A 13189-nucleotide genomic window follows, 5' to 3' on the forward strand; every position below is an offset into this window, starting at 1 on the left:
ACGGTACTCAGCCCCTTGCGGTTCAGCCGCTTGGGGCGCTCCCTCTCGCCGCCCTCACGAGCAGCAGTGTCGAAGCGTGCCTTCCCACGTTCCGTGCAAGAGCGGCAGATCAGGCTCACGCCACCTCCGTGCCGGACACCGCCTGGCCAATAGACGGGCACCCGCCAGGCTTATCCCGGGATCGATCCTATGGCCCCGGTTTTGATGTCACTTAGATTTCAATAACGGCACTTCAGCAGTGGTTCACTTGTGTTCGTCTTCCTGATCCCTACCTGACGCCTCATCGGCGCCTTCTCCACATCGCTCACCACGATCGCGTCACCACTCTCGCAGCATGTGGCGGCTTGAAGCCTCCCCCCGCAGGGCGGCTCCGAAGGGCCAAGCCTTCATCTCTTGCACAGCATTGCTTCCAGAACTTCTCCTACATGCAGTTCCTTTCGCATTCGTGGCACACAGGATCCGGGAAAATCCCCAGGCCTACTCCTGTTCCCCACTTGGGTGCGCGTGCATTGACAGGGTGCGCAAGGGCGGGTGAGGGCCGGTCGGCCTTGGACGGGCTGACCGGCCCTCACCCTGCTGGCATCAGTCCCCCAGTGTCCGCAGGAGGCGCTGCTCCTCCTGTTCGCTGAGCCCCTCGCGGTCCAGGGGCAGGCTGCCGCGCGCGGTGTCCCAGGCGAGCGTGTCCGCCAGGGTCTGCGCGAGCGGACGGAGCGTCAGCCCAGCGGCCAACGCACGCGAGACGTCGACCCGGTTGATGGCCGCACACGCCGGGTCGGCGATCCACATGGGGACCCCCATCCAGGGGTCGACCCCAGCCGCGAGCAGCCGCTCGCTCGGCACCCAGACGGTCTCGGACGGTGCGCCGGCGACCGCACGGCACGCGTCGAAGAACGCACCGAAGGCGATCGTTGAGCCGGTCACATTGAAGACCCCGCCCCGGTCCTGGACAGCGCACCCGACGATCCAGTCGGCCACATCCCGGACGTCGATGAACTGGGCGGCATCCGTCGGGTCGCCGGGAAGCAGCACACGCCCGCCGCGGGCGAAGCGGCGCGGCCAGTACGCGAAACGGTCCGTCGGGTCGTGCGGTCCGACGATCATGCCCGGACGGACAACGGACGCCCGCTGCGCGAACGCGTCGAGCACCACGTGTTCGCAGGCGGCCTTGCGCGCCCCGTACGCGTCCTCGGGAGGCATGCCCCCACGCAGGACGAGCAGTTCGCCGTCCTCGTCCTGAGGCGTGCGCTGATCGGCGAGGACGGACAGGGACGAGACGAAGACGTACCGCCCGACCCGACCGCGCAGGGCGTCGACCGACAGGCCCACCACCTGGGGGTCGTAGCCGGCCACGTCGACAACTGCGTCCCAGCGACGGTGGGACAGAGCGGACAGGTCGTCGGTGCGGTCGCCGATGACGGTCTCGACTCCGGGGAACAGACCGGGGTTGGTGCGACCGCGGTTGAACAGGGTCACCTGGTGGCCGTCGGCCAGTGCGGCCTCGACGACGGCGCGGCCCAGGAAACGGGTGCCGCCGAGAACAAGAAGACTCAGCGGTCGAGAGGTAGTACTGCGCATGGTGTGCAACTCCGGAAGGGATGCTGGAGTCCGGGCCCCGGCGGCATGGAGCCGACTCAGTCGGCGACCCGGATGAGGACATGGCAAAGCTCGCTCACGGCACCCATACCCCCACCTCCCTCGGTCGCGTCCGACACCGGGCACTGTAGCGGCGGACGTTCACCACCACCAGGGATTTGCCGCCCGCGCCACGGTGGGGGCAGTCGCGACAATTGGGCGGGGAACCAGGGTGAGCAGGTCTGGCCAACGCCGAGTACGAGGTGGCCGTTTTCAGGGTTCTGACCGCAGTTCCGTGAAATCCCAGGTCAGAGAGTGAATGCAGGAACGTTCACTCGGGGCAGTCATCGATCATGGGGGCCTCCTCGATCGAAGACGTGCTGTTTCCCGGGATCGATGTGCGGATGGAGGGCGTAAGCGTCACCGCCGCGATGCTGTTCGTCGACGCCGCGGCGTGCGGACGGCCACCGTCTTGCCCGAGCTGCCGATGGCGGGGAGGCAGAGTGCACTCGACCTATCGCCGCAACCTGTCCGAGCGGCCCTTGGGTGGGCAGAAGTTGGTCGTGCGTCTGCGGGTGCGGCGCTTCTTCTGCGATCGGAAATCGTGCGCCCGCAGGACATTCGTCGAGCAGGTCGACCGACTGACGGAACGTTACCGACGCTCCAGCCTCGGGCTGAAGGAGTGGCTGACGACGGTGGCCGTCGAGCTCGGCGGCCGGGCCGGCGAGCGGCTGTGCCGCAAGCTGAACCTGACGGCGGGCCGGACCCGCCTGGTGGGGCTGCTGGAGGAACCGCAGGTGCCGGAGCAGGCGCCGCGCGTTCTCGGCGTGGACGAATTCGCGTTCCGCCGTGGGTGCCGGTACGGCACCATCCTGGTCGACGTCGAGGCCGGGCGGGTGATCGACGTCCTGCCCGACCGCACGTCGGAGACCTTCGCCGCCTGGCTGACCGCCCACCCCGGAGCGGAGATCATCTGCCGGGACCGTGCCAGCGCCTACACGAAGGCGATCAAGGAAGCCGCGCCGGACGCCATGGAGGTCGCGGACCGCTGGCACCTGCTCCAGAACCTCTCCCACGCGGTCGAGAAGACCTGCTATCAGCATCGGCCGTGCCTGAAAAAGCACGCGGAAAGGGGAGGTGACCGCCCGATCCAGATGCCGCTGGTGGACGCCCTGCCGCCCACGCGGATCGTGCAGCGCGTTCTCCAGCACCACGCCGAGGTCACGCGCATGGTCGCGGCCGGCCACCCGCTCAGTGACATCGCCCGCCGCCTCGGTCTCGACCGCAAGACGGTCCGCCGCTACCGCGACACCAGCCTCGACCACCTCCTCGACAGCGCCCGCGACCGCCGCCCCGAGAAGTTGGATACCTTCAAGCCATTCCTGCAGCAGCAGTACGGCGCAGGCATCACCAACGGTCGCACGCTGTTCCAGCAGATCCGGGAACGTGGATTCCGCGGCGGCTACTCGACACTCACCCCCTACCTCCGAACCCTGAAGGCTGGCACGGCCCCGGCCGCACCAGCGGAAATCCCGAGCCCGCGCCGGATCACCTCTTGGATTATGCGCAACCGCGAGCGCCTCAGCACCCAGGAGATCGAGCAACTCGACCAGGCCCGCCTCGCCTGCCCGGACATCGCGCGGGCGTGTGACCTCGCCCGAGCCTTCACCGACCTCGTCCGCAACCGCCGGAGCCAACTGCTGCCAGCCTGGATCCGCCAGGCCGAACAGTCCGACGTTCTCCCGGTCGCCAAGTTCGCCGCGTTCCTCCGCCAGGACTTCGACGCCGTCACCGCCGGACTCACCCACAAATGGAGCTCCGGCAAGGTCGAAGGCCATGTCAATCGCGTGAAAACGATCAAGAGAGCCATGTACGGCCGAGCCTCGTTCCGACTTCTGCGAATCAGGATCCTCACCCGGGGATGAGCCCAGGGCCCTCGATCAGCCCGCTCCGGGGCGATCCGTCGGATCGCCGGCGAGGTGATCGAAGAACTCGTCGAACAGGCCGATCAGTTCGGTCACGGCTTGCTGGTCGTTCTCGGGCGACCAGGGTTCCTCGGGGCGGCCGTCGGGAAAGATCAGCTTCTCGGCCAACGCCCAGTACACCAGGTTCCAGCCGTATCCCAGTTTGGCGGCGAGCCACTCTTGGAACCCGTCCAGCAGGGCTCCTTCGGAGGCGGCGTCATAGCCGTTGAGGAACCCGACCACCGCCCCGAAGCTGACTCGGCCAGCGAACATCCCCGGACGTATCTTGAAGTTCGCCCAGATGTCCTGGCGCGACCTCACCGGCTTCGACTGGCCGCGCCACCAGGCGGCGGGCATGTGCGCCAGGTCGGTGCCGGCGCCCCAGGTGGAGTACGAGACCGCCTCCGGCCCCACGCCGAGAGCCGCGAGGAGGCTGCCTGTACGCGTGGCCGGATCGACGGGTCCGCCCTTCCGGGTCCAGACGTGGGTTCCCGGAGCGTCGCCCTCGTGGTGGTAACGACGAAGTCCGTTCCGTCCAGCACGAAGAACGCCGCCCGAACGCTGCCGTGCCCGTCCCACGAGGTCTCGATGGTCAGCCTCAGCCGCCGGGCCACCGCGTCCAAGTCCACCGAGAGCAAGGCCAGCGAACTCAACGGCCAGGCCGCGCTCTGGAACATCGATGCCTGCCACGCCGGATTGCGCCCACGTGCCTGGAGTTCTGTCGCGGGCTCCCAGTTGCCCTCTGCATCCGGTATCTCGATCAGCTCAGTCACGACGCACAGTCAACCAGTACACGATCTCAATGCGGCTGGCCGTCGACAGATCCGCAGTATCCCTCTCCAGTCGTTCACGGAATCACGGTCAGAGCCGTTTTCAGGGATCGTCATCAGCAGCCTCCCCGGACCACCAGCAGAGCCACCACAGCAACCTCCAGGGCGGCCTGACGGCCACCCAGCACCACCACGGCAGGACCCGACGGCGACCGACCGGGCGGCGACCAGCGCCCCGGGGCAGCGGCGCAGCACCGCAGCACCGCACGGCAGCCAGGACGGCGGCCAACACGACCAGGACGGGGCGCAGTACCAGGGACGGCGGCACGGCCCGGACGGCGGCGCCAGCGCCCGGCCACCCCGGACCGCAGCCGCCCGACGGCGACCACCAAGAAGCGCCCAGCCCGACCCCGCCAAACCGAACACCGGCCCCGCCACCACCCCCGGCCACCACAATTCCGACCCGAATTCACACCACCACCAGCAACCGATCCACCAAAACAACCGAACGGAATACCCGGCAGAATTCACCCCCGAAGACCCGCCCGCAACACCCCACCGACCCCCGACCGGCCCCACCCCACCCCTAACCCCACCCACCACCACACACAGTCACCGCGCCCCGCCGACCACCCACCCCGGCGCCACTACCTCCAACAGGTCCAACCAAAGGTCCAGACAACACCGCGTGCGAAGCCAAAACACCCCCACAACACCAACAGGTCACACCCGACCTTGTCACCGCTTTCAGATAGCCTGGTGCGTCGGCGAAGCTGAACACCCATCCCGCTGTCGTGCGCCCACGCCGCGCGAATCCCGGGAGAAGGTCCTACGGGATCCAGACCTGACGAACCGTCGGGTCCTCTTCTTCACCGGCCGATGGCGTGGGCACAGAGAGCCGGTCTCGAAGGAGACGATCGTGACCAGGCGCAACACCGACCAGCAGCGAGCCAGGGAGCTGCGGCACGCTGAGGGCATCGGCTACCACGAAGCGCTCAACCGGATGCGCGAGACCAAGTAGCACGAGCCGGAGATCAACTCCGGCGTCGTCCTGACCGGCTCGACCCTCATCGCCGTCGAAGCGGCCAACGGCGTGCGCTGCATGGCGTGCTGCAAGGGCATGGGCTTCGACGAGTGGGGGCTGCACCTGGCCGACGTGAGCGGCCATGGGTACTTCCAGCCCGTCCTGTGCGCTTCCTGCGCCAAGGCGATCGGCAACGCCGTCGACCGCATCCCCCCGCTCCCCGCCCCGGACCCCGAGGACCCGGACACCATCCTCGTGCTGGCACAGACCGGGCGGGACCAGGTCGTGGCGCACCTCTCGCAGGACCGCGTCCATCTGCTGTGCCGCCGCCACACCCCCGAAGCCCCGGTCAGCGACGACGACCGGTGCCAGCCCATCACCGCGGAAGAACTGGAAGCCCTCGGCCACGGGTTCCGCCCCTGCGGAGGCGGGCACCACTGCAGCGTCTGCAACCTCGACGTGCTGACCGTCTGACAGGTCTCCGCAGAGCTTGACGGCCGGCGCCAACCGTCGGCGCACCCCGACCTCCCACCAGGTGGGAGGTCGGGCCCCCGTTCGATCCTCAGCCGGTCGTGGCAAGACGGCTGAAGGCCCATCGCAGTACTTCCCGGTCGACGCGGGTGCGGCCGATGCGCTGGAGGGCGGTGTGGGTACGGGCGGTCAGGCGTGCCCAGTTACGGAAGTTGCCGTGGGCGGCGTGCTGGTCGGCGAAGGCGATGTCGGCGGGATCGACATCGGCCCAGATCGGGTGGTAGAGCGGGATGACGTCCAGAACCTCCTCGGGGGTGAGCCGGCCAAGGCGCTGCCAGATGAAGATCCTGGAGGAGAGCATCGGCTCTTTGCGCAGGGTCTGGTAGCAGCCTTCGCCGCCCACGAAGACGACGGCGAGCTGGGTGTAGGGGTCGTCCCAGAGGTAGCGGACGTACTCCAGTTGGTCGCCGGAGAGCCATTGGGCTTCGTCCAGGACCAGGGGGCGGGCGGCGAGGGCGGTCTTGAGGAGGTGGTCGAACTCGCCGGCGTAGCGCGGGGGCTGCCCCGGCAGGCCGAGGCTGGTGAACAGCTCGTGGCGCACGGCGCGGGTGGTGGGGCGGGCGTGGAAGGTGATGCGGTGGATCTACTCGCCGGGTTCGAGCTCGCGCAGGCAGTTGGTCACCGCGACGGTCCTGCCGAAGCCGGCGCCGCCGTGGATGCACCTCATGGCGCGGGCGGTAATGGTGTCGGCGAGGTTCTCCCGCACGGTGAGCAGCGCTCGGGTGGCCACGAGGCGGGCCTCGGGCAGGGTGACGTACTGGTCGGTGGGTGCAGGCGGCAGGCGGCGGTTCATGGGGTGTCCTGGCGGTCGGTCGGCGGGGTGGGCCGGGGGGCGGCTCTCGTGGTGGCGGGACAGTTCCCGGGTCGCTTCGGCGGCGGTGACGGCGTCCAGAAGGTGTGGAGCGGTCGGGGCGGTGGCCGGGGCGAAACGTTCCTGGCGCAAGTGCTCGGCGGCCTTGGCTTCGGCCCGCAGGCGCTGTACGCGCTGGGTGCGGGCGCGGCGCAGCGCGGTGAGTTGTTCGGGGGTGGCTTGGTCGGCCAGGCGGGCGGTGCCCAGGCGGTGGCCGGCGGGGTCGCAGATTTCGATCTCGTGGGTGTGGTGGGGCATGAACCGGACCCTGACCTCGCGGCCGACCTGTCCGGTCATCCAGTCGGCGAGGTAGTCGCGCCTCTTGGAGGCGGTCGGGGCGGCCGGCGATGACGCGTAGCGGGCCTGGACGTGGTCGCCCTCCCAGGTGTGGTTGCGCCAGGTGCGGGGGCGTTTGCCGAACACGTCCAGCGCGCGGGCCGCCTCGGGGCCCTTGCGGTAGCCGGCCCGCTCCCCCGCGGTCAGGTCGCGCACCGCGCGCAGGAGTGTCGACGGCGACGGCACCGGGTCGAGCACGGGGCCGGCGGCCGGTGGAGCGCCGCCCGCCGGAGGGTGGGGCTGGGGCAGCAGGGAGGGTGGGACGGCCTGTCCGGGCGCGGAGCCGCAGGCGGCGGCTGCGCGGGCTCGGGCGAGGAGTTCGCGGTGGACCGCGGAGGCATTGCCGCGCCAGTACGCCAGCAGCACCCGCAGCTGCGGGGTGATTTCGAACCGGTCGGGGTGGCGCGCTCCGGGCTCGTCGGCGGTGGCGGGTGTGGCGGTGGCATCGGCCAGCCATCGCCACACCGTGCGGTCGGAGACCGCCAGGCACTGCGCCGTGGTGTGGACGTGCGCACGGGTGAGATCGCCCTCGGCGCGCAGGGCGAGCAGACGGTGCACGGCGGGAGCGCGCAGGACCTTCAACGACACGGCGTCCAGGACGGGTTCGGCCCCGGCCGGCACCGGCGCGTCGCCAGCAGCGCCATCGAGGGTGGGGGTGTTCACCAGGATCCTTTCCGCGCGCGGCGGCAAGCGGCTCAGTGACGGTCGGCGGGGTGACGCGGTAACGGTCAGCACGGCGGCGGAGCCGCGGCACGGTGGGGCGGAGCAGCTCGGCCGTGGCCGCCCTGGTCGCGGCGAGCTCCCGCGCCGCCGTGACCCGGGAGTGGAAGGTGATGACGCGGCGCGGCTCCAGGTCCGCGATGGCGCGCAGTACCGCGATCTGGAGGGCCAGGCACAGCAGTTCCTCGTTGGAGGGCTGCGAGCGGAGGTCCGCGATCGCGGGCAGGTTGAGCAGCTCGCGCAGGTCCTCGTCGGTAACGACGGGGCCTGCCGCTGCCACGTCAGGTCCCGGCCGGTCTGCGACAGCGGGCCCATCAGCACCGTGTCCTCCCAGTGGCGGCGCAGCGTCTGCCACAGCAGGGTGAACGCCTGGCGGCAGGTCACGACGTCGGCGCCGTCCGCATCGAACCGCTCCCCCACGGACCGGATCTCGGTCGTGCCGCTGTCCGGCGCGGCTGCCGGGGCGTAGCGGCCGACCGGCTGGCGCTGGTGGACGAAGTGCCCGGCCAACGTGTCCCGGCCCGAGCCGACAGCAGTCGTCCAGCGTTCCGACGGCGTGTTGAGCCACGCGGCGACCGCGTCTTTGAGCGTGGAGTAGCGCTCGGCGCCGTCGTGCCAGGGGCGCCGGCGGTGATGTAGATCCGCTCCGTGCCGGGCGCGGTCGCCAGGACCGCGTCCAGGATCTCCCCGGGCGTGCGGGGGGCGCCCCGCCTGCTGTGCGGGGCGGGGCGCTGAGGCGGGGCGGGGGCGGGGCGCTGAGGCGGGTTCAGGGTCGGTGGCCGGGCTCGGGCCGGCCGAAGAGGTGGCCGTAGCCGGGTGGGAGCTGGAGCAGGACGCGTTGGGTGAGGTCCTCGCCGACGGCGTCGGCCGCGGTGGACAGGACGGCGCCGATGTCCCACAGGGCGGTGGTCTCGGTGGCTCCCTCTATCCACGCGGCGGTGGCGCGCACGAACCTCTCGGGGCTGAGCGGTTCGGCGGCCTGCAGGGGGTTGAGGAGGATCAGGGCGAGGGTCTCGGGCAGCCGGGCCGCGAGCTGGGCGCGAACGTCGCCGACCAGGTGGGCGCCCAGCAGCGCCAGCACGACGCGGGTGACCCGCTCGGCCTCGTGGGGTGTGTCGTAGTCGCCGCGTTCCTGGACCGCGTCCAGGAACGCCTCCCATCGCACAGTCACCGCGCTCTCCCTTTCTCTCGCTCGCTCGGGCGGGCCCCGGCCCGCCGGTCAGGACTCGAGGGGCAGGTGCCGCTCGAGGCGCGTCAGTTTCAGCAGCCGGGTCACCTGGGGGCCGGCACCGCGCAGGACCAGCCGACGGCCGGTCCGGTCGGCCTGGTCGCGGGCTGAGACGAGGACCCTCAGGCCCGCGCAGTCCATGAACGTCACCGGTGACAAGTCGAGCACGACCTCGTGGTGCCCCCGCAGCGCCTTGGACAGGACACGCCGCAGGGCAGGAGCGGCGTCGAGATCGATCTCGCCGTTCGCCCGCACCACGACGGTGGGTGTGGAAGTGCGCTGGAGCATGGTGTCCCTCGCCGTCTGCCGGCCTGCGCCGCGTGGTCGGCTTGAGGGGTGTTCCGTGCCGCCCCGGGGAGAGGTGTGGGGCGGCGCGGAACGGCTTGGGCGTGGGTCAGGCCCGGATCTGCTTGCGGTCTTCGCCGCTGTGGCTGATCGCGATCTTGCGGGGCTTGGCCCTCTCCGCGACCGGGATCTTCAGGGTCAGCACGCCGGCGTCGTAGTCGGCGCTGATCCCCTCGGGGTCCAGGGTGTCCGAGAGCATGACCTGGCGCGAGAAGACGCCCAGCGGGCGCTCGGACAGCTCCCACTTCACGCCCTCGCCCTCGTGACGCGGGCGGCGTTCGGCCTTGACGGTCAGCATGTTCCGCTCGACGTCGATCTCGATCGCCTGCGGGTCCACCCCGGGCAGATCGAAGCAGATCACGTACTCGTCACCGGCGCGGTAGGCGTCCAGCGGCATCGGGGCCGGACGCGACCAGGTACCGGTGGAGCCGAGGAACTGCTGGGTCAGACGGTCCAGCTCGCGGAACGGGTCAGTGCGCATCAGCATCGCGAAACACCTCCAGTTGATGGTGCCAGTGCGCTGGGTCTGAATCCGTTCTAACATGTCATCCATCCGATGACAACTCCATGAGTCGCCCAGAGAGTGACACTGATGCCAGAGACACCCGCACCACCCCACACCGGCGCCGCCGTGCCCGCCGAGCCGGTCTCCTTCCTCGCCGCCGCCGCGGCCCTGGCCGCCATCGACGACGCCGTCCGCACCGCCCAGACCCCCGACCCCTCACACCCGACCGACCCCCACACGGCCGACGGACCCGGACCGGCCCTGGCCGCCCTGATGCTGCTGCGCGAACTGCGCACCGAACTCGCCGGCTGGGAAGCAGGCCTGGTGGAGAGCGCCCGCGCCACCGGCGCCACCTGGGCCGACCTCGCCCAACCCATGGGCGTCGCCAGCCGCCAAGCCGCCGAGAACCGCTACCAGCGCCTGCGCCCCGCCCCCAGCACCCCGCAGGCCACCACGACAGGCGCCGAACGCGTCAAGGCCGTCCGCGACCGCCGCGCCGCCGAACGCACCGTCACCGCCTGGGCCCGCACCAACGCCGCCGACCTGCGCATCCTCGCCGCCCAGATCTCCGCCCTCACCGACCTCGCCCCCCAAGCCCGCCCGGCCCAGAACGCCCTGCACGCCGCCCTCGCCGCCGCCGACACCGCCGACCTCCTCACCCCCCTGACCGACATCCGCCCCCACCTCCCCACCGCCCACGGCGACCTCGCCACCCGCCTCGACGACCTCGCCCGCCACACCGACCAGCTCCGCCATGACAGCAACCGCCGACGCGCCTGACCCGACCCCCGACCACGACCGCTGGCACCACATCCAGGACCGGCTCACCGAAGCCCGGGCGCGTGCAGGCCGAGACCGATGAGGCCGTCACCTCCATCGACTCCTGCCTGACCCAGCTCGACACCCTGCGCCACCACCTCGCCCGCCTCGCACACCCCGGCCCGGACAGCACACAGCGAACCCGGACAGCACACAGCAAAAGGGGTGACGGCATCGGCCCGCCGCTCTCCAGTGAGCGCACAATGTCGATCTCCCCAGGAGGCAGTGAGCGCATGATGCCGATCTCCCCAGGAGGATCCATGCCGAACAGGACACCCACCAGCGCCGACACCGTCGGGTTGAACGACAGCACGTGGGGCGGCCTGACGAACGACACCGTCTGGGGCGGTGTCAGCGACATCACCTGGGGTGGCTTCACCTCGACGAGCGCATCCGGCTGGGGCCGCAGCACGGACAGCGGCTGGAACTGACCGCCGCGGTCACTGCCCGTCCGGGGCCGTCGCCGCTCGCTCAGGCGACGGCCCAGCGTCGGCAGCAACTGTCCTGGTGTGTGCGGACGGGACGTGCGGTCGGCCCTATCTCCGGTGCGTGCGCCGACCCGAGGCCCAGTCGGACGGGGCGCACCGTCACTGCGGGATCCGGGACACTCGGTGCGGCACCCGGCACCTGGCGGGCCGTCACCTCAGCCGTCGGAGGAATCCCGTGCAGCACCCGGCCAGCGTCGTCCTGGCCGCCACCGCCGTCCTACTCGCGGCCGCGTGCGGCCCCACGGCCAGTGGACACCCCGGCCCGTCGCAGCGCGCCGCACCGCCGGCCTCACCCGCAGGGGCGGTGCCCGTCGGTGCCGGCCCGCAGAGCACGTACACCGCGCAGCCCCAGCCCGGCCCGGGCAGCTGTCACTACCGCCACACCCCCGCCGGGCAGCCCCTGCCCGCCCCCGCGAGCACCCCCGGCGCGAGCAGCCCCGCCGTCACCCCGGCCAATCCGGCGAGCACCGTCAGCCGGCCGGGCGGCCACACCTCCACCGTCCGGCCGACCACGAACATCACGAACATCACGAACAAGGAGAAGACCGCCAACGCCGCCTCCCACAGCTACACCGGGCCGATGGGCGACGCCGAGCACGACCACCTGATCAGCCTGCAGCTCGGCGGCGACCCCAACCGATCCGCGGAACGTGTGAGTGGAGCCGCCCTCCCCCCGGGCACCAGCCCGGCAAGGGCCCCAACAATCCCAAGGACGCGGTGGAGACCCACCTGCACACCGCCCTCTGCAAGGGCACCGTCACCTCGCCGCCACCCAGCAGGCCATCGCCACCGACTGGACCACCGCCGAAGCCGTCCTCGGCATCAAGGACACCAGCTCCAGCAACCCCGACGACTCCGACCGACCCGCCGCGGATCCTCATCACCGGCGGAGAAGGCAGGATTCGAACCTGCGTGGGCCTCAAGGACCCGACCGGGACCAGAGCCCCGGCCCCCGATCAACCACTCCGGGCACCTCTCCCAGCTCGGCCGGACCCCGAACTCCCGGGCCCGTCCTCACACCCATGACTATCCGCCACCGCCCTGACCGCTCACTGATCGGACGCTGATACCGCTCCCGAAACAGGAGCGGTAGCGCGCACAGCGGTCACCGGCCCAGTGGCCCGTCAGGCGTCGAGCAGGTCCTGTTCGACACCACCCAACAGCACCTTCACCCTCTCCCGGCCCTCCTCATCGCGGCGCACCACGACCTGGACCTGCGGTACCGCGGTGCGCAGCGGTCCTTCGACGTGCCCGAGGCGGGAAACGGAAGACTCCCGTTCGACGGCAACCCTCAAGATCGGAGCGATAACAGCACTTCGAACACTGCGGTCGAGGCTGTGCTACTGCGCGGCCTCGGACCCCCGCGCCAACCGTGTGCTTCCGCCGCCGCCACCTTCGGCGGTGACCAGCAGCAAGGTGGCGCCGGGGACATGCCGATCGGGCGGCTCCCCCGGGTTTCCCGCGCAGTTGGCATGACCACCTACGGCGCACGGCGGGCGCAGCGCAGCGGGGAAGGGACGCCCCGGACGGCGGCCGGCTCCGAAGCGCGATGGTGACGGTCAAGGCCGGCGCCTGGGCGGTGTGTCGCGGAGCTGGTTGGCGCTCACCCCCGGTGGCGTCGTCCTGCGGGCCGGGACGACCGCATCGAGCACCGCCGTCCACGAGGTGCGGCCGGACTCCAGCGCGGCCACGAAGGAGTACGGCCGGCCCGGGATGAACTGCGATGTGCTCTTCGCACGCCCGCAGACGTGGCAGAAGAGCCGCTCGGCGCTGGTCGGCGCGTCCGAGCGCAGCCACGGGCTGACGTCCACCGCGAGCACGATCCGTCCGTCGGCCGCTCCGGGAAGAGGCAGGCCGGACAACTCGGCGCAAAGTCGGTCCACTTCGATCCGGCCACGGTTCAATCCGTCGCAGAGCGCACCGTGCCCGCGCCGGTGCCCAGACGTCAGCGTCAGGTCAAGCCGAGGTCCCGGAATGCCTTGCCGTCCTGCCGGTAGCAGCGCAATGCCACCCGGCCGCCGGCGCCGTCCAGCAGTC

At 70.9% G+C, this 13189-nt stretch carries 14 protein-coding genes, 1 tRNA gene and 1 pseudogene; 5 read left to right on the plus strand and 11 right to left on the minus strand.

All coding sequences use genetic code 11. The features are described 5' to 3' along the window. Positions 1 to 582 precede the first annotated feature (582 nt). On the minus strand, positions 583 to 1575 hold the full coding sequence (locus BS80_RS00110; protein ID WP_035791310.1) for an SDR family oxidoreductase: 993 nt from the start codon (positions 1573 to 1575) through the stop codon (positions 583 to 585). Between the two features lie 428 nt (positions 1576 to 2003). Between BS80_RS00110 and BS80_RS00115 the strand changes: the two genes are divergently transcribed. Further along, positions 2004 to 3497, plus strand: a complete 1494-nt coding sequence (locus tag BS80_RS00115; RefSeq protein WP_269676088.1) for an ISL3 family transposase — start codon at positions 2004 to 2006, stop codon at positions 3495 to 3497. A gap of 15 nt (positions 3498 to 3512) precedes the next feature. Here the strand turns inward: BS80_RS00115 and BS80_RS00120 are convergent, their stop codons facing one another. Continuing rightward, positions 3513 to 3950: a hypothetical protein gene (locus tag BS80_RS00120; protein WP_035791314.1), complete on the minus strand. Its 438-nt coding sequence runs from the start codon at positions 3948 to 3950 to the stop codon at positions 3513 to 3515. Positions 3951 to 5408: 1458 nt separating this feature from the next. Here BS80_RS00120 and BS80_RS00130 point away from each other — a divergent pair. Next, positions 5409 to 5804: a hypothetical protein gene (locus BS80_RS00130; RefSeq protein ID WP_157535679.1), complete on the plus strand. Its 396-nt coding sequence runs from the start codon at positions 5409 to 5411 to the stop codon at positions 5802 to 5804. An 88-nt stretch (positions 5805 to 5892) separates the two neighbouring features. Here BS80_RS00130 and BS80_RS40125 read toward each other — a convergent pair whose 3' ends face one another. Then, a complete protein-coding gene (locus BS80_RS40125) occupies positions 5893 to 6444 on the minus strand; it encodes an ATP-binding protein (RefSeq protein ID WP_332262144.1) in 552 nt (183 codons plus the stop codon). After that, positions 6445 to 7710: a hypothetical protein gene (locus BS80_RS42230; protein WP_035791320.1), complete on the minus strand. Its 1266-nt coding sequence runs from the start codon at positions 7708 to 7710 to the stop codon at positions 6445 to 6447. Here BS80_RS42230 and BS80_RS00145 point away from each other — a divergent pair. Next, complete coding sequence (locus BS80_RS00145) at positions 7703 to 8236, plus strand: hypothetical protein (protein WP_157535681.1); 534 nt, start codon at positions 7703 to 7705, stop codon at positions 8234 to 8236. The two genes, BS80_RS42230 and BS80_RS00145, sit on opposite strands and share 8 nt — an antisense overlap. A 297-nt stretch (positions 8237 to 8533) precedes the next feature. Here the strand turns inward: BS80_RS00145 and BS80_RS00150 are convergent, their stop codons facing one another. The 3 genes from BS80_RS00150 to BS80_RS00160 form a co-directional block, all read right to left on the minus strand. Then, on the minus strand, positions 8534 to 8938 hold the full coding sequence (locus BS80_RS00150) for a DUF2267 domain-containing protein (protein WP_035791324.1): 405 nt from the start codon (positions 8936 to 8938) through the stop codon (positions 8534 to 8536). Between the two features lie 48 nt (positions 8939 to 8986). After that, a complete protein-coding gene (locus tag BS80_RS00155) occupies positions 8987 to 9283 on the minus strand; it encodes an STAS domain-containing protein (RefSeq protein WP_035791326.1) in 297 nt (98 codons plus the stop codon). A gap of 106 nt (positions 9284 to 9389) precedes the next feature. Continuing rightward, positions 9390 to 9827 carry an Hsp20/alpha crystallin family protein gene (locus tag BS80_RS00160; RefSeq protein WP_035791328.1) on the minus strand — a complete coding sequence of 146 codons (438 nt, stop codon included), beginning with the start codon at positions 9825 to 9827 and terminating at the stop codon, positions 9390 to 9392. A 105-nt stretch (positions 9828 to 9932) separates the two neighbouring features. Between BS80_RS00160 and BS80_RS00165 the strand changes: the two genes are divergently transcribed. Both BS80_RS00165 and BS80_RS40130 read left to right on the plus strand, forming a co-directional pair. Next, positions 9933 to 10625, plus strand: a complete 693-nt coding sequence (locus BS80_RS00165) for a hypothetical protein (protein WP_051965503.1) — start codon at positions 9933 to 9935, stop codon at positions 10623 to 10625. A 299-nt stretch (positions 10626 to 10924) separates the two neighbouring features. Then, the gene (locus BS80_RS40130; protein ID WP_157535682.1) at positions 10925 to 11095 is read left to right on the plus strand and encodes a hypothetical protein; all 171 of its coding nucleotides are present in this window, start codon (positions 10925 to 10927) and stop codon (positions 11093 to 11095) included. 429 nt (positions 11096 to 11524) lie between these two features. On the opposite strand, the gene BS80_RS43725 is transcribed toward BS80_RS40130, so the two are convergent. The 4 genes and pseudogenes from BS80_RS43725 to BS80_RS38775 all read right to left on the minus strand — a co-directional run. After that, entirely contained in the window at positions 11525 to 11704 is a 180-nt protein-coding gene (locus tag BS80_RS43725) for a hypothetical protein (protein WP_035791330.1), read from the minus strand. A 335-nt stretch (positions 11705 to 12039) separates the two neighbouring features. After that, positions 12040 to 12131, minus strand: a tRNA-Gln gene (locus BS80_RS40140). A gap of 145 nt (positions 12132 to 12276) precedes the next feature. Next, positions 12277 to 12447 (minus strand): hypothetical protein, encoded by a 171-nt coding sequence (locus tag BS80_RS40145; protein WP_157535683.1) that lies wholly within the window; start codon positions 12445 to 12447, stop codon positions 12277 to 12279. Between the two features lie 291 nt (positions 12448 to 12738). Continuing rightward, a pseudogene (locus BS80_RS38775) lies at positions 12739 to 13113 on the minus strand (transposase); the annotation flags it as partial. Between the last annotated feature and the right edge of the window lie 76 nt (positions 13114 to 13189).

The sequence above is a fragment of the Kitasatospora mediocidica KCTC 9733 genome (genome assembly GCF_000744225.1).
GTDB lineage: Bacteria > Actinomycetota > Actinomycetes > Streptomycetales > Streptomycetaceae > Kitasatospora > Kitasatospora mediocidica.

Coding starts and splice junctions, on each gene's coding strand:
- BS80_RS00165 (WP_051965503.1), top strand. CDS start 9,933: ATGCCAGAGACACCCGCACCACCCCACACCGGCGCCGCCGTGCCCGCC.
- BS80_RS00110 (WP_035791310.1), bottom strand. CDS start 1,575: ATGCGCAGTACTACCTCTCGACCGCTGAGTCTTCTTGTTCTCGGCGGC.
- BS80_RS00115 (WP_269676088.1), top strand. CDS start 2,004: ATGCTGTTCGTCGACGCCGCGGCGTGCGGACGGCCACCGTCTTGCCCG.
- BS80_RS00155 (WP_035791326.1), bottom strand. CDS start 9,283: ATGCTCCAGCGCACTTCCACACCCACCGTCGTGGTGCGGGCGAACGGC.
- BS80_RS40130 (WP_157535682.1), top strand. CDS start 10,925: ATGCCGAACAGGACACCCACCAGCGCCGACACCGTCGGGTTGAACGAC.
- BS80_RS00160 (WP_035791328.1), bottom strand. CDS start 9,827: ATGCTGATGCGCACTGACCCGTTCCGCGAGCTGGACCGTCTGACCCAG.
- BS80_RS00130 (WP_157535679.1), top strand. CDS start 5,409: ATGGCGTGCTGCAAGGGCATGGGCTTCGACGAGTGGGGGCTGCACCTG.